Consider the following 15205-nt stretch of genomic DNA (forward strand, 5'->3'; position numbering starts at 1 on the left):
CTTTGGTCGCTTACTACAGGGTTTCGGATTGCCACATCCCGAGAGGTCAAATACAGGGTGTATAGTGGCTTTTCGGGTGACTGTCTTTCAGTGGCTCATTGCCGAGACGCCAACATGTACCAGACGTATCCCAGCGCGGCCCACAAAGCCCACGAACGCCTCTGTGAGCAAATCGAAATCTTCCTTCAGCATGGCGGCCACATTCAGCAGGTTGCATCCGGCGTCACCGGTTCCCCTGAGGGTGTTTCCAAGGTTCAGTGGAAAAAGGAGCGAACCGCAAAGTGATGATGGAGGCTGCCGGCGCTTGAGGGCTGGAATGAGCAGTAACCTTGTCAGCGTGCTGATGTACAATTCAATCAACTCAATGGACACCAGCTGAAATGGATTTTTCTGAGTATTTTGCTTGCGCCGTGTTGAAGAAGTTCAACGACCAGTGTTTCGAGGACAAAGGCAGTGGGGTGACCGGCTCGCTTTCGATCAGCCCGGGTGGCCCGCCTGAGGTTTCTTGCACAGGAAAGAACAAGGCCAAAGGCGTAGGCCAGATCAAGAAATCTGCCACATCGGGTGGCAATGAATGAGCGACTCCAATCCGTTTCCCGCGTTGATCGAATATTACGCTGCCAAACGGGCCATGTTGCAGCAGGACCGGCACCGGCTGACCAGCATCGCCCTGGGTTCGTCGCATGGCGATTTTGCTTTCGACCCGACCTACTGCCCTGGGTCGTTCAACCTGTGCAGCCGGTCTCAGGATTTCCGCCATGCCCTCGCGCTTTATGAGCACGCGGTGAGCCAGGTCCCGAATCTCGATTCCGTGATTGTTTTTTACTCTCTGTTTTCACCGGGCAATCTGTTGGAGCAGTCGCCCAGTGAGAAGACCTTGGCACCGCTGATGAACGAGATCTTCCAGCTGGGGTTGAGCTACGAAGATCCTCAGCTGGCGCAGATCGCGGCGCAGTTGCAGGGGCGGCTGGCGTCCGTGGGCAGTACCCACTGCGGTGTGGCCGGTTTCCTGCCCGACCAGCAAAAAGCGTTCATGCCGGCGAGTCATGGCGCAGCACAGCGAGTCGCCGACCATATGCGCCTCAATGCCCGTGAAGACGGTAACCAGTACCTGGCAAAACTGTTGCTGTTGGCGGCTGAGCTGAAGCATCGGGTCATCGTGGTCATCCCGCCAATGCACATCGAATACCGCTTGCATGCTGGCGCTGACTCGACCTTTCTGTTCCGCGGAGTCTTCGAGCTTCAGCAGTTGATGGGGACCCTGTGCCCGGATTTCACCATGGACATTCTCGATCTCTACAGCGCAGCCGAATTTCTCCCTGGCCATTTTGGCGATTTCGATCACCTGATCCCGCAAGGCGAAGGGGCCATGCTGATATCACGCAGGATCGCTCAGGCGCTTGCAGCCAGGTCATCAACTTGTCAGCCTTCCGGCGGCTCTACCCCGCAGACAAACTCATCCGAGCCGAGCCGATGCGAGCCAAACTCCACGACGTAGCCGTTTCCGCGGCGCTGTGCCTCGGCCCTGGCGGTCTTCTGGTCTGCATAGACGTCGACAAAGTGCCAGGGATGCACGTCTCGCAGCACACCCCAGCCAAGTACCCAGCCCTCATTGTCAGGGTCTGCAGGAAGGTTTTTAGCCAGGCTGCGAATGCTCATTGATCTCTCCTTGGCACCGATGACCTGACGGTACTACCGCTGAAAGCGGTCTGTTATCTGGTTTTTCATCCACCCTGGTTGGGTGGACAGCCAAATGGCTCTTCCAAGCAGGCGGCTGTCTTCATGAAAAAAGATCAGCGGCTTGCCCCCACCCAGAACCTCCCATCTTTGCGCAGTCCAACGTATGCAATGTCCCGCTTCGCCTGGTCGGAGATATGTTCATGAAACGCAAGACTGCTTGGGTTGTCGTGTTGTCAGGGTTGTTGTTGCTCAGTGGCTGCTGGCCGTACTGGCACGATGGAGGCCATCATCATCGGCATTACTACGATGACGATCGTGGCGGGCACCAGGACTATCGTCGCTACTGAGGCAAGGCAGCACTGACTTCCCAGGCCTGGGCGTCATGCTTCATCGAGCATCCGCCCAGGGCTGAAGAAGAACGAAGCAATCAGCACGGCACTGATCACACCCAGCGCGTCCGCGACCAGCAACAGGAACTCGATGCCATCGCGCAGTTGCGCTTGTTGATTGACGGCAAAGCTCGCCCCATGCGGAAACGCGGCAATGCCCAGCAATACCACCGCCAGCGCTGCAGACAGCAACTTGATGTAGGCCCTGCTGAACGTCAATGTACAAGCCCAGAACACAAAGATGCTGAACACCGCCAAGCCGGTGGAAGTCACGAATTGGGCGAGTATTTCCAACCACCACACCATGGGTTTCTCCTGAAGGTTGCGCCGGGTGGATACGCATGAGAATTGTGGCAAGTTGAAAACGTTCCGCTCGGCTAAAGAAATAATGCGAAAGCGGAACCATGGCCGGTCACCGGCCATCACCCATATAGCAAAAAAGCCTATTGTGCTGCGCACGGTGCGCAGTACGATGGGCCGATGACAACTAAAAAGGGCGTGGTGTGCTGGCAACTCTTTCCTAAGTTCCCGATGGGGCAGCAGGAGCGTGTCGCGTGAAGAGCTCTAGAACGGTCACAGGCGCTGTACTGTTATCCACTTTCGCCGCGTTGTTCATGGCCGGGTGCGCGCAGAACCCGGATGTGCGCGCTGGCCACGACTATACCTCTGGCACCACCGAAAGAAGCGCGCCAGCCTATCTGGGTTGCGTGCAAGGCGAACTTCAAGGCAACGTGAAAACCTATGAAGTCGACGGCGATAACTCGGTCAAACTGTACGTGGAAAGTCCCGACCCCAATAAGGCCGATGGCCTGGTGGAACTGCGCGGCACTGGTACCCAGCGCCAGTTCATCGCCTACCAGCGCGACGCCTGGTACGACCATGGCAGGTTGCTCGATGCTGCGTTGATGTGCAAAAAGGCCTGATGCGTTGATCTGCAAGGGCAAAAAGCCCGCACATGAGAGCGGGCTTTTTGCGATGGGTGCTGATCCATCAGCGTTTTTCATTCTAAGGGAATGAACCGGTTTGCCCATTCGACAGAAGTCTCGCCATCACCGTCAGGCCTGGACACGACCTTGGTGGATTAGTCCTTTAGCCCGAACCCGGCTAGAATGGCGCACGTTCCAGTCTGGTTAATTGCAAATGCCAACCTTTCGCATCCTGTCCTGTTCAGCACTCATTCTTAGCCTTACTGCTTGCGCAAACCCAGGCAAGCCTACCGCCAGCAAGCTGACTGCCAAATCCCCGCAAGATTACGCCGCCTGCGTGCTGCCAAAGTGGCAGGCACTGGCCCCCCAGACCACGCAAAAGTCGATCAACCATGGTTATCGGTTGACCGCGCCGAGCGCCGTGACGTCAGACGAAGTGCTGGAAGTCGTTGATTATCACGATGGCAGCCGGGCAACTTTCTATAAAGGCAGTTTCCTGTCGAGTGACAAGTTGCGCCTGGCCGCCAGAGAGTGCCTGGAGTAGCGGGCTATCAGCGGCATCAATAGCCTGAACCACCCATGCCGCCCATGCTGGGCAACGCTTGCCGGGATTTGTGCTGTGCATTGCTCCACTCGGCGCAGGTCATGAAACTGGTCTTGTCGACCTTCCCGGCCTGATCGAAGCTGACCATGTAAGGCTGCTGCTTTTGCCCCGGCTGGGTAAGCATGTAATCGAAGCAAGTGCCTGCGACTACCGTGCGGTCGGACTCGGCGCCTGGTTTGCCACCTATCTGCAGTACGTGCTCTCTGCTCATGCCGTTAGTGACGTTGGCTACCAGCGGCTGGTCATGGTAGAGGGATGAGTTACTTGAACAGCCCGTGAACGCTGCCACTATCAGCAGCGCACAAGTTGATTTGTTCATGGCAGTGCTCCCGTCAGCGAACGCCGTTACGGAACAGCATCAATCCAGTCGGTTATTCATCATACGCCTGTATTGCTTCACCCGGCGTAGCGTGCGCCACTGCTCCAGCAGCAGGGCACGCAGGGGCGAGGCCTTGGCATTCGGTTTGCTGCCGGCGGCCAGCCGGCGCATCTGCAACTTCACCAGGGCCAGGTGCGGCCGTCCCGGGCATCACCTTGCATGGCCGGTGCTTCGTAGCTGCCGCCAGACAGCTCCACCAGGTCAACGGGTAGCTCGTTCAGCCACAACACGACCTGGTGTGCATCCGCAGGTTCGAAGCCGCCACGCTGGAAGTCGGCCGAGTTGAGCTTGACCGCCACGCTGAAGGCGGGCGACACCACCTCGCGCACGGCCTTGACCACTTCCAGCAACAGGCGCGCACGGTTTTCCAGGCTGCCGCCCCAACGGTCCTGGCGCTGGTTGGTCAACGGCGAGAGGAATTGGCTAAGCAGGTAGCCGTGCGCAGCGTGGACCTGCACGCCGCTGAAGCCGGCTTGTTCGGCCAGCGCCGCAGTACGGGCGAAGCGTTGGATCAGCGCGGCGATTTCGCGTTCGTCCAAGGCCTTGGGCTGCGGGAACAGCTTCGACAAACTGCCCATGTCCAGCACCACTGCCGAGGGTGCGACGGTTGTCTGGCCGAGGTTGGCCTGCATCTGCCGGCTCGGGTGGTTGATCTGCATCCAGAATTGCGCAGCCTTGGCGCGTCCGGCCTCTGTCCATTGGCGAAAGCGCTGCAATTGCTGGCTGTCAAATGCCCAGCGCCTGATTACCGAATGGCAGGAAGGCGAGACCGACAAGGCGCAGCGCTGATCACCATCAAGAAAATGCAGCCCCAGGCCCGGCGATCTGTCATCAAATGAAAACCCGCTGTCGCCCGATGCGAAGCACCCCGCCCCCCGAGCGCTTACATTCCAATTACCCAGAACTGACGCCCTGCGTCCAGATCGATGATTGGAGAGACAAGCATGTCCAAAGTCGTACGTTTCCATCAGACCGGTGGTCCCGAAGTGCTGCGCTACGAGGATGCCGAGGTCGGTGAGCCCGGCCCGGGGCAGGTGCGCCTGCGCCAGGTGGCGGTTGGCCTGAACTATGCCGACACCTACTTCCGCAATGGCACCTACCCGATCCCGCTGCCCAATGGCATTGGGGTGGAAGCGTCCGGTGTGGTGCAGGCGGTAGGCGAGGGCGTGACCCAGATAGCGGTGGGTGACCGGGTCACCTACACCGGCTTTCTCAATACCCTTGGTGCATATTGTACCGAGCGTCTGATCCCTGCAGCTGCGCTGATCAAACTGCCGGAGACCATCGCCTTCGAGACCGCCGCCGCCATGACCATGCGCGGCCTGACCGCGGCCTACCTGATGCGCCGGCTGTATGACTTCAAGCCCGGCGACACGGTGCTGCTGCATGCGGCGGCGGGGGGCGTTGGCCTGATCGTCGCGCAGTGGGCGCGGCTCCTGGGGCTGAACGTGATCGGCACGGTATCCACCGAGGCCAAGGCTGAGGTCGCCCGCGCCCACGGCTGCAATCAGATCATCAATTACAGCGTCGAGGACGTGGCCAGCCGGGTACGTGAGCTTACCGATGGCGTCGGCGTCAGCGTGGTATTCGACAGCGTTGGCAAGGACACCTTCATGGGCTCGCTCGATTCGCTCAAGCGCCGAGGCCTGATGGTGTGCGTGGGTACCGCCTCCGGCACCATCCCGCCGTTCGACCCACAGTTGCTGGCGATCAAGGGCTCGTTGCAGCTGACCCGCCCGGCGCTGGCCGACTTCATCGCCGACCCTGCGGAAAAGGCCGAGCTGGCGGGCGAGCTGTTCGACCATGTCAGCAGTGGCCGCATCCGCATCGAAATCAACCAGCACTATGCACTGCAGGACGCCGTCCAGGCCCATCGCGACCTGGAAGCACGCAGGACCACCGGCTCGTCGATCTTCGTCATCTGAAGAGGGCAACAGCATGCACATCGAACCACTGACCTGTGCGATCGGCGCCGAGATAAGCGGCGTCAACCTGGCTGACGCGATCCACGACGACGACCTGTTCGAGCAACTGCGCGCGCAGTTGCTCAGGCACCGTGTGCTGTTCCTGCGTGACCAGCACTTCAGCCGTGCCGAACACGTGGCGTTTGCCCGGCGCTTTGGCGAGCTGGAAGACCACCCGGTCGCCGGTAGCGACCCGGAGCACCCTGGCCTGGTGCAGATCTACAAGCGCCCCGACCAGCCCAACGACCGTTATGAAAACGCCTGGCACACCGACGCTACCTGGCGCGAAGCACCGCCCATGGGCTGCGTGCTGCGCTGCCTCGAGTGCCCGCCGGTGGGCGGCGACACGATGTGGGCGAACATGGTGCTGGCCTATGAAAACTTGCCAGGCGACGTGAAAGCCAAGATCGAAGGCCTGCGCGCACGCCACAGCATCGAAGCCAGCTTCGGCGCTGCCATGCCGATCGAAAAGCGCCTGGCGCTCAAGGCGCAGTTCCCCGATGCCGAACACCCGGTGGTGCGTACCCACCCGGAAACCGGCGAACAGGTGCTGTTTGTCAACGCCTTCACCACCCACTTCAGCAACTACCACACGCCCCAGCGCGTGCGCTTCGGCCAGGACGCAAACCCCGGCGCCGCCGACCTGCTGCGCTACCTGGTCAGCCAGGCCTACCTGCCCGAGTACCAGGTGCGCTGGCGCTGGAAGCCCAACAGCGTGGCCATCTGGGACAACCGCAGCACCCAGCATTATGCGGTCATGGACTACCCACCGTGCCACCGCAAGATGGAACGTGCCGGGATCAAGGGCAGCCGCACTTTCTGAGTCATCCGCCGCACACACACATTCACGCGCGCGGCGCACAGCACAATAACAATAGCGAGGACTACTGCATGCAATTCTTCGATGATTCGTTGCACCCGGAAAACATGGAAAAGGTGGTGATCACCGTCGCCCCGTATGGCCCGGAGTGGATGCCCGAGGACTTCCCCGAAGACATCCCGCTGACCATGGACGAGCAGGTACAGAAGGCCGTCGACTGCTATGAAGCCGGCGCCACCGTGCTGCACCTGCATGTGCGCGAACTGGACGGCAAGGGTTCCAAGCGCCTGTCCAAGTTCAACGAGCTGATCGCCGGTGTGCGTGAAGCGGTGCCGGACATGATCATCCAGGTGGGCGGTTCGATTTCCTTTGCGCCTGAGGGCGAAGGCGAGGCGGCCAAGTGGCTGTCCGACGACACCCGGCACATGCTCGCCGAGCTGACCCCACGCCCCGACCAGGTGACTGTGGCGATCAACACCACGCAGATGAACATCATGGAGCTGCTGTATCCGGAGTATCTGGAAGGCACCTCCCTGGCCCACCCGGCGATCCACGCCGCCTACAGCGAAATGACCGTGCCCGCCGGCCCAGCCTGGGTCCGCGAACACCTGCGCCGGTTGCAGTCCAGTGGCATCCAGCCGCACTTCCAGCTGACCGGCATGCATGCCCTGGAAACCCTCGAGCGCATCGTGCGCCGTGGCGACTACATGGGCCCGCTGAACCTGACCTGGATCGGCATCGGTGGCGGTTTCGACGGCCCCAACCCGTTCAACTTCTTCAATTTCATCCACCGCGCGCCAGATGGCTGCACGCTGACGGCCGAATCGCTGCTCAAGAACGTGCTGCCGTTCAACACCATGGCCTTGGCCATGGGCCTGCACCCACGCTGCGGCAACGAAGACACCATCATCGACCAGCACGGCAAGCGCTTCGGCTCGGTGCAGCAAATCCAGCAGACCGTGCGCGTGGCCCATGAGCTGGGCCGTGAAGTGGCCAACGGCAAAGAGGCCCGGGCGATTTACCGCATTGGCGAGCAGTACACCAGCATCGAGCAGACGCTCAAGGCCAACGGCATGGCGCCGAACCGCCAGCCGGGCCAGAAGGGCGTGCCGCAGCGGGCCTGATAGCAAGCCCCGGAGGCGATCTTTGTAGGAGCGGCCTTGTGTCACGAAAGGGCTGCGCAGCAGCCCCAACCATTCATCCACCAGCGCTGAATCATTGGGGCTGCTTTGCGGCCCTTTCGCGACACAAAGCTGCTCCTACAAAGGCAGTGCGTTTTTCGGTCAACATCCCATAAGAACAAAAACAATACAGAATCCCGAGGAGGCACCATGGCCACCTATCTCGCCAGTGCCGAAGCACCCGGCACCGACACTTCGAACAGCGTCCCCCGGCGCTATGCCTGGGTCGTCTTCGCCCTCACGTTCGGCCTGTTGATCTCCGACTACATGTCGCGCCAGGTGCTCAATGCCGTGTTCCCGCTGCTCAAGGGCGAGTGGGTCCTGAGCGACAGCCAGCTCGGCCTGCTCAGTGGCATCGTCGCACTCATGGTCGGGCTGCTGACTTTCCCGTTGTCCTTGCTGGCCGACCGCTTCGGCCGGGTCCGCAGCCTGGTGCTGATGGCTGTGCTGTGGAGCCTGGCGACCCTGGGCTGCGCCCTGGCGGAAAACTACCCGCAGATGTTCATTGCCCGCTTCCTCGTGGGTGTCGGCGAGGCCGCCTACGGCAGCGTCGGCATTGCCGTGGTGGTGGCGGTTTTCCCCCGCGACATGCGCTCGACCCTGGCCGGCGCCTTCATGGCCGGTGGCATGTTCGGTTCGGTGCTGGGCATGGCCCTGGGTGGCATCCTGGCCCAGCACCTGGGCTGGCGCTGGGCGTTCGCCGGCATGGCCCTGTTCGGCCTGGTGCTGGCGCTGCTATACCCCCTGATCGTCAAGGAAGCCCGCATCGCGCCCCAATGCGCCGGGCAGGGCCTGACCAAAGCCAGTCGCCCGCTGCGCACCCTGTATGGATCGCGCTCGGTGATTGCCGCGTACATCGGCAGTGGCCTGCAGCTGTTCGTCGGCGGCACGGTCATTGTCTGGATGCCCAGTTACCTGAACCGTTACTACGCCATGGGCACTGATCGCGCCGGTGCCATCGCCGCCGTGATCGTGCTGTTCAGCGGCATTGGCACGATCCTCTGCGCGATGCTCTGCGACCGCCTGGGCCGCCAGCGCCCGGACCGCAAGATCAGCCTGGCCATCGGCTATTGCCTGGGCAGCTGCCTGCTGCTGTCGGTGGCCTTTGCGCTGCCGGCGGGTACTGCGCAACTGGTGCTGATCTGCCTGGGCATGATGATCGCCGTCGGCACCAACGGCCCGTCCAGCGCCATGGTCGCCAACCTGACCCACGCCGCCGTGCACGGCACCGCCTTCGCCACCCTGACCCTGGCCAACAACCTGCTGGGCCTGGCCACTGGCCCGCTGATCACCGGGCGGGTGTCCGACCTGATCGGCTTGCACGCCGCGTTCCAGCTGGTACCGCTGGTGAGCATCGCTGCCGCCGCGGTGTTCTTCATCGCCAAACGCCATTACCACCGCGACATGGAGCGTCTGCAAGCATCGGTCAGCCATACCGAGGAGTTGAGTTCGTGAAACAGACGTTGTCCGTCGAAGTATTGTTCGATTTCATTTGCCCGTGGTGCCTGATCGGTCAGCGGCAGTTGCAAGCCGCGCTGTTGCTGCTGCAGCGCGAGCAGCCGCAAATACAGGTGGAGCTGCAGTGGCGCGGCGTGCAGCTGCTGCCTGGCCTGCCTGCCAATGGCCTGCCATTCCATGCGTTCTATGTGCAGCGGCTGGGCAGCGAGCAGGCCGTGCGCGAGCGCCAGGCGCAGGTGCGCGCAGCGGCGAGTGTGGTGGGTGAAGACATCGACTTCACGCGCATCCGCCGCATGCCCAATACCGCCAATGCCCACCGCCTGTTGCAACGGGCGTCCAGCCTGCTCGGCGCCGCGCAGCTCGAAGCCATGCTGGCGCAGATGTTCATTGCCTATTTCCATCAGGGCCGCGACCTGGGCGACAGCCGAGTGCTGCTTGCCATTGCCCAGTCCTGCGGGCTGGAGGCGGCGCAAGTGGCCGACTGCCTGCGTGACGATGGCAGCCCGTTCCTCGACGGTGCCGGGCGCGCGGGCAGCGCGGTGCCGCGTTTTCGCTTCAATGAGGGCCGCCTGATTGCCGGCGCGCAACCGGCCGAGGTGCTGTTGGCGGCAATGCTTGAAGCCTTGCACGTGCAGGTGCCGGCATGACCCGGCGTATCGCCCTGGCCGCAAGCCAGGTCCCCGAGCGCAACGCGCGTGTGCTGGTCGAGAGCCACGGCAAGAGCCTGGCCGTGTTCAATGTGGCCGATACCCTGTATGCGATCGACGACAGTTGCCCGCACCAAGGGGCCTCGCTGTGCGGCGGGCGCCTGGAGGGGCGGGTCATCCAGTGCTGCGCCCATGGCCTGCGCTTCGACCTGGCCAGCGGCTACCTGCTCAACTCAACGGCGCTGAAGGTCAATAGCTACCGGGTCGAATGCCAGGGCCAGCAGGTGTACATCGTGCTGGATGACGAGGAGGGCGGGCAATGAGCACGCTGGTAATGACGGCGGCACAGCAACGCATTCGCACCTTGGCCCCAGGCATTGCAGTCAGCCTGATCGTGGGTGCGGCGGCGAGTTTTCTCAGCGAGCACTATGCGGCCCCGGTCATGCTGTTTGCCTTGTTGCTGGGCATGGCACTGAACTTCCTCGCTGTCGACGGACCGTGCAAGGCCGGCATCGAGTTTACCGCACGCGGCGTGCTGCGCCTGGGCGTGGCGCTGCTGGGCATGCGCATTACCCTCGACCAGATCGCCAGCCTTGGCTGGAAACCGGTAGCGTTGGTGGTCATCCTGGTGCTGGTGACTATCGTGGTGTCGGTGATTGCAGCCAAGGCACTGGGCTTTTCCCGGTTGTTCGGCCTGCTGACCGGGGGGGCCACGGCCATCTGCGGCGCCTCGGCGGCGCTGGCACTGGCGGCGGCGCTACCCCAGCACCCGCGCAAGGAGCACGCCACGCTGTTTACGGTGATCGGCGTGTCGGCGTTGTCGACCCTGGCGATGATCCTTTACCCGATGATCGCCCAGTGGCTGCATTTGCCGCCGGGGCAGGCCGGGGTGTTCCTGGGGGCGACCATCCACGATGTGGCCCAGGTGGTCGGCGCCGGTTACAGCCTGTCCACCGAAACCGGCGACATCGCCACCGTGGTCAAGCTGATGCGTGTGGCCATGTTGCTGCCGGTAATTGTCTGCGCAGCGATGATCACTCGCCGCCAGGGCCTGGATGCCAGGGGCCAGCGCCCGCCGTTGCTGCCGTGGTTTGCCGTCGGTTTCGTGCTGCTGGCCTGCGTCAACAGTACCGGCTGGGTGTCATCGGCGGTACAGGGCGGCATCAATGACCTGTCGCGTGGCTGCCTGGTCGTGGCCATCAGCGCCCTGGGCATGAAGACCCAACTCAAGGCCCTGGCTTCGGTGGGGCTCAAGCCCATCGCGCTGATGGTGGGGGAAAGCGTGTTCCTCGTGTTGCTGGTGCTGGCCCTGATGCACTGGGGCCTTTAAGGCGCCTGTTCGGCGTGCTGAGCCCGCCAGCTGGCTGGCGGCATGCCGAACTGGGCGATGAACCAGCGGGTGAACGAACTGGGCATCGAGTAACCGAGCATGTCGGCGATGCGCCCCAGCGAATAGTTGGGGTTCTCCAGGTAACGCATCACCAGGTCGCGGCGCACGTTGTTGATCATGTCCTTGAACGTCAGCCCGTCTTCTTCCAGGCGCCGTTGCAGGGTGCGCACATTCATGCCCTGGGTTTGCGCTACCTGCTCGATGGTGGCGCGGCCCATGGGCAGCAGCAGGTAGATGGTCTTGCGCAGCTCCAGTTCCAGTGATGGCGTGCCGCCGGCCGGCAGCGTGTCCAGGTAGCGCCGTGCCAGACGCGCCATGGCTTCGTTGGCCAGCGGGCTGGCGCTGTCGAGGTCGGCGGCGGGGCAGACGATGCCATTGAACTCGCTGCCGAACACCAGCTTGCAGCCGAAGATCCGCCGGTGGATAGCCAGGTCGGCGGGTGCGGCATGGGTGAAGTTGGCGCTGATCGGGTGCCACTGGGCACCCAGCAGCGCCGCACACAGGCGCAGCATCACGCCGATGGCCAGCTCCGTGGCCTGGCGGCTGCACGGTGCCCGCTCATTGATCACTTCTTCGCGAATGATGACCGTCTTGCCAGCCTCTTCGACATGGATGGCCAGCGCATCGTTGAGCAGATGGCGGTACTGGACGATCACTTCCAGGGCATCGCGCAGGCTGCGCTGGTGGCTGAGCAGCAGGCTGATCTCGCCAAAGTCCGAGAGCTGGCGCGATTCGGCCATGCGCAGGCCGAAGGTTTCGCAACCGCTGGCGCGCGCCGACTCTTCCAGCAAGGTAATCACGTTAGCCGCCGGAATACGCCGGTTGGGGTCTTCGAGCAGTGCTGCGCTCAGGCCAACCTGGGCGAGCAAGGCGTTAGGGTTCAGGCCCACGTGGCGGGACACTTCGAGGTAATTGGTGAGGCTGGCAGCACGGACTAGGGCGGGCATTTTTATTGTTTTCCGTCAGGCGGTCTGTGAGTTATAGCGTGCGTGTCATCAATTGAGAAGCACAAGCTCGAACCTGGCCATGTCATCAAATGAAAAGCCACTGACGCGCAATGTGAAGCACCCGTCGAGGCCCCTGATTACTGTGAACCTCGTACCCGATCCAAGCCGAGGTCCCGACGTGGAAAAACTGCAAACCACTGCCACCGTGCTGATCATCCCTGGCTTGCGCGAGCACGTCAGCGAGCATTGGCAAACCCTGCTGGAAGCGCGCCTGGCCAAGGTTCGCAGCGTGCCACCGCTACAAGTCGACGGGCTCAGCTGCAGCGCGCGGGTGGAAGCCATCCAGCGCGAGCTGGAGCGGATAGAGGGTGAGGTGCTGCTGGTGGCGCATAGCGCTGGCGTGTTGATGGTGGCCCACTGGGCGGCCCGTTACCAACGGCCGATCAAAGGTGCATTGCTGGCAGCTCCGCCTGACTTGCACGCTCAGTGGCCTGCCCATTACCCCAGTCCGCAAAGCCTGGCCGAGCAGGGCTGGTCGCCCTTGCCGATGGCGTCGCTGCCGTTTCCCAGCATTGTCGCCGCCAGCAGCAACGACCACCTGGCCAGTTTCGACGCCGCAGGGGCCATGGCCCAGGCCTGGGGCAGCGAGCTGGTCGCCCTGGGCGCGGTCGGCCACCTCAACCCGGCCGCCGGTTTCGGCCCCTGGCCGCTCGCCGAAAACCTGATTCGCCGCCTGGACCACTGATCTGCCAACCGCGCACGGATGCCCAGGCCAAGCCCGCAGATGACGGGCAAGCCCAAAACAACAAAAACAATAAGTGGAGTCATCGTAATGCCTGAACACTGCATTCACCGTGCTGTGAAGCCACAGCGCTGCCTGCTCGCCTGCGCCATCAGCCTGCTCAGCCTGCCCGGCGCGCAAGCCTTCGAAGTCACTACCGGTAGCGAAGACTGGGCCGTGCGCTTCGACAACACGGTCAAGTACAACTATGGCGTGCGCACCGAAAGCGCCGACAAGCGCATGCTGGGCACGCCCAACAGCAACGACGGCGACTACAACTTCCGCAAGGCCGGCACCACGGTCACCAACCGGCTCGACCTGCTGACCGAGCTGGACGTGGTCTACCAGGGCAACACCGGCTTTCGTGTCAGCACCGCCAGCTGGTACGACAAGGCCTATGACAATACCGGCTCCAACAGCAACCCGTTCGTCAACGGCAACGGTGACCGGTCCGGCATCAACCCCAGCCTCAATGGCCTGCCGGGCACCGGCGTGCCGCTGGGCAGCCCGCACCTGAGCCACTATGCCCAGCGCTACTACAGCGGCCCGTCTGGCGAAGTACTGGATGCCTTCGTGTTCTTCAGCCGCGAGGTGGGCGAGGAGTCGCAAATCAGCGCCAAGGTCGGCCAGCACAACCTGTTCTGGGGTGAAACGCTGCTCAACCCGGTGCATTCGCTGAGCTACGGCCAGTCCGGGCTGGACCTGGCCAAGCTGGCGGCCTCGCCAGGTACCGAAGCCAAGGAGCTGTTCGTGCCGCGCAACCAGTTGTCCACTTCGTTCATGGTCAACCCCGAGCTGACCTTGGGCGCCCAGTACTTCTTCGACTGGGATGCCGCGCGCCTGCCGGAGGCCGGCACTTACTACGGCGGCTCCGACGTGGTGGGCGAGGGCGCCCAGAGCTTCCTGCTTGGCCACACCGGCACCCCGGGCTTGATCCCGGTGCGCGGCGCGCTGACCACCATCCGCCGTGGCGACGACCTGACCCCGCGCAACAGCGGCGACTGGGGCGTCATGGCCAAGTGGTCACCCGAGTGGCTTGGCGGCACGCTGGGCTTCTACTACCGCAAGACGTCCGAGATCCTGCCCCAGGCATGGCTCGACGCACGCGGCATGACGGTGGCCCGGGGGCCGTTCGGTACCCCGCCGGCCAGCCGCCAGGGCGCGATTGGCAACCTGTACAACTCGCTGCAGAGCACCACTTACCAGTTTGCCTACTCCGACGATATCGACATCTACGGCCTGAGCCTGTCCAAGGATATCGGCGGTGTCAGCGTCGGCAGCGACCTCAACATCCGCCAGCACATGCCCCTGGCGAGCATCCCGGCCATCGTCAGTGCCCCCGGCACCGCCGGCCTGGGCGGCGGCTTTGGCCTGTTGCCGCCACGCCTGGCGAGCAGCGGGGTGATCTACGACGTGCCCAAGGACGGCGATAGCCTGAGCGCTACCGGCGAGACCCTGCACTGGACCCTCAACGGCCTGATGACCATCGGCAACACGCCGCTGTTCGACTCGGCGACCCTGCTGGGCGAGCTGTTCTACAGCAACCTGCTCAAGCTCGATGGCCACAACGAGGCGCTGTACAAGGGCAAGAGCAGCTACCGCGGCATCGACCAGCCGACCCGCGACAACTGGGGCATCGCCGTCAACTTCACCCCCACCTGGTACCAGGTGTTGCCAGGCATGGACCTGAGCATGCCGCTGTCGGTCAACGTCGGCCTCGACGGCGTCTCGCCGGTGCAGGGCGGTGGTGCCAAGGACACCGGCAACTATGCGGTCGGCGTTAGCGCCGCTATCTACAACCAGTACTTCGTCGACCTCAAGTACGTCGACAGCTTCGGCAAGACCCAGTCCTGCAAGGATGGCCAGACCGACGGCAGCACGCCGAACGCCCTCGATGGCGAACAGGACTACACCTGCTACGGCGGCGGCTATGCCTCCTTCTCCGGCGGTGGTGCCACCACCGAAGACCGTGGCGCCCTGTACCTGACCCTCAAGACCACGTTCTGAGACCTGTACCCCCACAGACTCCACAGGAAAAC

General features: G+C 62.9%; 20 protein-coding genes and 1 pseudogene. 15 read left to right on the forward strand and 6 right to left on the reverse strand.

Annotation, left to right across the window (positions count from 1 at the left end):
- Window positions 1-114 precede the first annotated feature (114 nt).
- The 3 genes from H040_RS27970 to H040_RS22135 all read left to right on the forward strand — a co-directional run bounded on the left by H040_RS27970 (window position 115) and on the right by H040_RS22135 (window position 1498).
- Complete coding sequence (locus tag H040_RS27970; RefSeq protein ID WP_335740029.1) at window positions 115-285, forward strand: hypothetical protein; 171 nt, start codon at window positions 115-117, stop codon at window positions 283-285.
- Window positions 286-380: 95 nt separating this feature from the next.
- Window positions 381-578, forward strand: a complete 198-nt coding sequence (locus H040_RS22130; RefSeq protein WP_033696247.1) for a hypothetical protein — start codon at window positions 381-383, stop codon at window positions 576-578.
- Window positions 575-1498, forward strand: a complete 924-nt coding sequence (locus H040_RS22135) for a hypothetical protein (protein ID WP_027919191.1) — start codon at window positions 575-577, stop codon at window positions 1496-1498. The genes H040_RS22130 and H040_RS22135 overlap by 4 nt, the downstream gene beginning before the upstream one ends.
- Here the strand turns inward: H040_RS22135 and H040_RS27855 are convergent.
- Window positions 1423-1659 carry a hypothetical protein gene (locus tag H040_RS27855; RefSeq protein WP_079228286.1) on the reverse strand — a complete coding sequence of 79 codons (237 nt, stop codon included), beginning with the start codon at window positions 1657-1659 and terminating at the stop codon, window positions 1423-1425. The genes H040_RS22135 and H040_RS27855 overlap by 76 nt on opposite strands.
- Before the next feature lie 221 nt (window positions 1660-1880).
- On the opposite strand from H040_RS27855, the gene H040_RS27525 reads away from it, so the two are divergent.
- The gene (locus H040_RS27525) at window positions 1881-2027 is read left to right on the forward strand and encodes a hypothetical protein (protein WP_177326702.1); all 147 of its coding nucleotides are present in this window, start codon (window positions 1881-1883) and stop codon (window positions 2025-2027) included.
- A 33-nt stretch (window positions 2028-2060) separates the two neighbouring features.
- On the opposite strand, the gene H040_RS22145 is transcribed toward H040_RS27525, so the two are convergent.
- Window positions 2061-2375, reverse strand: a complete 315-nt coding sequence (locus tag H040_RS22145) for a hypothetical protein (protein WP_027919192.1) — start codon at window positions 2373-2375, stop codon at window positions 2061-2063.
- 248 nt (window positions 2376-2623) lie between these two features.
- Here H040_RS22145 and H040_RS22150 point away from each other — a divergent pair, with 248 nt between their 5' ends.
- Together H040_RS22150 and H040_RS22155 are read left to right on the forward strand one after the other, a co-directional pair.
- The gene (locus H040_RS22150) at window positions 2624-2992 is read left to right on the forward strand and encodes a hypothetical protein (protein WP_027919193.1); all 369 of its coding nucleotides are present in this window, start codon (window positions 2624-2626) and stop codon (window positions 2990-2992) included.
- Window positions 2993-3209: 217 nt separating this feature from the next.
- Window positions 3210-3539, forward strand: coding sequence for a hypothetical protein (locus H040_RS22155; protein ID WP_027919194.1), 330 nt, complete (start codon window positions 3210-3212; stop codon window positions 3537-3539).
- A 16-nt stretch (window positions 3540-3555) separates the two neighbouring features.
- On the opposite strand, the gene osmE is transcribed toward H040_RS22155, so the two are convergent.
- From osmE to H040_RS22165, 3 genes and pseudogenes are all read right to left on the reverse strand, one after another.
- Window positions 3556-3918 (reverse strand): osmotically-inducible lipoprotein OsmE, encoded by a 363-nt coding sequence (osmE, locus tag H040_RS22160; protein WP_027919195.1) that lies wholly within the window; start codon window positions 3916-3918, stop codon window positions 3556-3558.
- Window positions 3919-3957: 39 nt separating this feature from the next.
- Entirely contained in the window at window positions 3958-4089 is a 132-nt protein-coding gene (locus H040_RS28210; protein WP_371260254.1) for a hypothetical protein, read from the reverse strand.
- A gap of 20 nt (window positions 4090-4109) precedes the next feature.
- Window positions 4110-4706 (reverse strand): annotated as a pseudogene (locus H040_RS22165) (oxidoreductase); the annotation flags it as partial.
- A gap of 216 nt (window positions 4707-4922) precedes the next feature.
- On the opposite strand from H040_RS22165, the gene H040_RS22170 reads away from it, so the two are divergent.
- The 7 genes from H040_RS22170 (at window position 4923) to H040_RS22200 (ending at window position 11378) form a co-directional block, all read left to right on the forward strand.
- Entirely contained in the window at window positions 4923-5903 is a 981-nt protein-coding gene (locus tag H040_RS22170; protein WP_027919196.1) for a quinone oxidoreductase family protein, read from the forward strand.
- Between the two features lie 13 nt (window positions 5904-5916).
- Window positions 5917-6765, forward strand: coding sequence for a TauD/TfdA dioxygenase family protein (locus H040_RS22175; protein ID WP_027919197.1), 849 nt, complete (start codon window positions 5917-5919; stop codon window positions 6763-6765).
- Between the two features lie 68 nt (window positions 6766-6833).
- The gene (locus tag H040_RS22180; protein WP_027919198.1) at window positions 6834-7886 is read left to right on the forward strand and encodes a 3-keto-5-aminohexanoate cleavage protein; all 1053 of its coding nucleotides are present in this window, start codon (window positions 6834-6836) and stop codon (window positions 7884-7886) included.
- Between the two features lie 207 nt (window positions 7887-8093).
- Window positions 8094-9398, forward strand: a complete 1305-nt coding sequence (locus H040_RS22185; RefSeq protein WP_027919199.1) for an MFS transporter — start codon at window positions 8094-8096, stop codon at window positions 9396-9398.
- The gene (locus tag H040_RS22190; protein ID WP_027919200.1) at window positions 9395-10048 is read left to right on the forward strand and encodes a DsbA family protein; all 654 of its coding nucleotides are present in this window, start codon (window positions 9395-9397) and stop codon (window positions 10046-10048) included. The genes H040_RS22185 and H040_RS22190 overlap by 4 nt, the downstream gene beginning before the upstream one ends.
- On the forward strand, window positions 10045-10371 hold the full coding sequence (locus tag H040_RS22195; protein ID WP_027919201.1) for a Rieske (2Fe-2S) protein: 327 nt from the start codon (window positions 10045-10047) through the stop codon (window positions 10369-10371). The genes H040_RS22190 and H040_RS22195 overlap by 4 nt, the downstream gene beginning before the upstream one ends.
- A complete protein-coding gene (locus H040_RS22200) occupies window positions 10368-11378 on the forward strand; it encodes a YeiH family protein (protein ID WP_027919202.1) in 1011 nt (336 codons plus the stop codon). The genes H040_RS22195 and H040_RS22200 overlap by 4 nt, the downstream gene beginning before the upstream one ends.
- Here H040_RS22200 and H040_RS22205 read toward each other — a convergent pair.
- The gene (locus H040_RS22205) at window positions 11375-12385 is read right to left on the reverse strand and encodes an AraC family transcriptional regulator (protein WP_027919203.1); all 1011 of its coding nucleotides are present in this window, start codon (window positions 12383-12385) and stop codon (window positions 11375-11377) included. The genes H040_RS22200 and H040_RS22205 overlap by 4 nt on opposite strands.
- A 178-nt stretch (window positions 12386-12563) precedes the next feature.
- Between H040_RS22205 and H040_RS22210 the strand changes: the two genes are divergently transcribed.
- Together H040_RS22210 and H040_RS22215 are read left to right on the forward strand one after the other, a co-directional pair.
- Window positions 12564-13130 carry an RBBP9/YdeN family alpha/beta hydrolase gene (locus H040_RS22210; protein ID WP_027919204.1) on the forward strand — a complete coding sequence of 189 codons (567 nt, stop codon included), beginning with the start codon at window positions 12564-12566 and terminating at the stop codon, window positions 13128-13130.
- A gap of 87 nt (window positions 13131-13217) precedes the next feature.
- Window positions 13218-15173: a DUF1302 domain-containing protein gene (locus H040_RS22215; RefSeq protein WP_033696251.1), complete on the forward strand. Its 1956-nt coding sequence runs from the start codon at window positions 13218-13220 to the stop codon at window positions 15171-15173.
- Window positions 15174-15205: the final 32 nt, after the last annotated feature.

The sequence above is a fragment of the Pseudomonas sp. URMO17WK12:I7 genome (assembly GCF_003269045.1).
GTDB classification, from domain to species: domain Bacteria; phylum Pseudomonadota; class Gammaproteobacteria; order Pseudomonadales; family Pseudomonadaceae; genus Aquipseudomonas; species Aquipseudomonas putida_J.

Coding starts and splice junctions, on each gene's coding strand:
- H040_RS27970 (WP_335740029.1), top strand. CDS start 115: ATGTACCAGACGTATCCCAGCGCGGCCCACAAAGCCCACGAACGCCTC.
- H040_RS22130 (WP_033696247.1), top strand. CDS start 381: ATGGATTTTTCTGAGTATTTTGCTTGCGCCGTGTTGAAGAAGTTCAAC.
- H040_RS22135 (WP_027919191.1), top strand. CDS start 575: ATGAGCGACTCCAATCCGTTTCCCGCGTTGATCGAATATTACGCTGCC.
- H040_RS27855 (WP_079228286.1), bottom strand. CDS start 1,659: ATGAGCATTCGCAGCCTGGCTAAAAACCTTCCTGCAGACCCTGACAAT.
- H040_RS27525 (WP_177326702.1), top strand. CDS start 1,881: ATGAAACGCAAGACTGCTTGGGTTGTCGTGTTGTCAGGGTTGTTGTTG.
- H040_RS22145 (WP_027919192.1), bottom strand. CDS start 2,375: ATGGTGTGGTGGTTGGAAATACTCGCCCAATTCGTGACTTCCACCGGC.
- H040_RS22155 (WP_027919194.1), top strand. CDS start 3,210: ATGCCAACCTTTCGCATCCTGTCCTGTTCAGCACTCATTCTTAGCCTT.
- osmE (WP_027919195.1), bottom strand. CDS start 3,918: ATGAACAAATCAACTTGTGCGCTGCTGATAGTGGCAGCGTTCACGGGC.
- H040_RS28210 (WP_371260254.1), bottom strand. CDS start 4,089: ATGCGCCGGCTGGCCGCCGGCAGCAAACCGAATGCCAAGGCCTCGCCC.
- H040_RS22170 (WP_027919196.1), top strand. CDS start 4,923: ATGTCCAAAGTCGTACGTTTCCATCAGACCGGTGGTCCCGAAGTGCTG.
- H040_RS22175 (WP_027919197.1), top strand. CDS start 5,917: ATGCACATCGAACCACTGACCTGTGCGATCGGCGCCGAGATAAGCGGC.
- H040_RS22180 (WP_027919198.1), top strand. CDS start 6,834: ATGCAATTCTTCGATGATTCGTTGCACCCGGAAAACATGGAAAAGGTG.
- H040_RS22185 (WP_027919199.1), top strand. CDS start 8,094: ATGGCCACCTATCTCGCCAGTGCCGAAGCACCCGGCACCGACACTTCG.
- H040_RS22195 (WP_027919201.1), top strand. CDS start 10,045: ATGACCCGGCGTATCGCCCTGGCCGCAAGCCAGGTCCCCGAGCGCAAC.
- H040_RS22200 (WP_027919202.1), top strand. CDS start 10,368: ATGAGCACGCTGGTAATGACGGCGGCACAGCAACGCATTCGCACCTTG.
- H040_RS22205 (WP_027919203.1), bottom strand. CDS start 12,385: ATGCCCGCCCTAGTCCGTGCTGCCAGCCTCACCAATTACCTCGAAGTG.
- H040_RS22215 (WP_033696251.1), top strand. CDS start 13,218: ATGCCTGAACACTGCATTCACCGTGCTGTGAAGCCACAGCGCTGCCTG.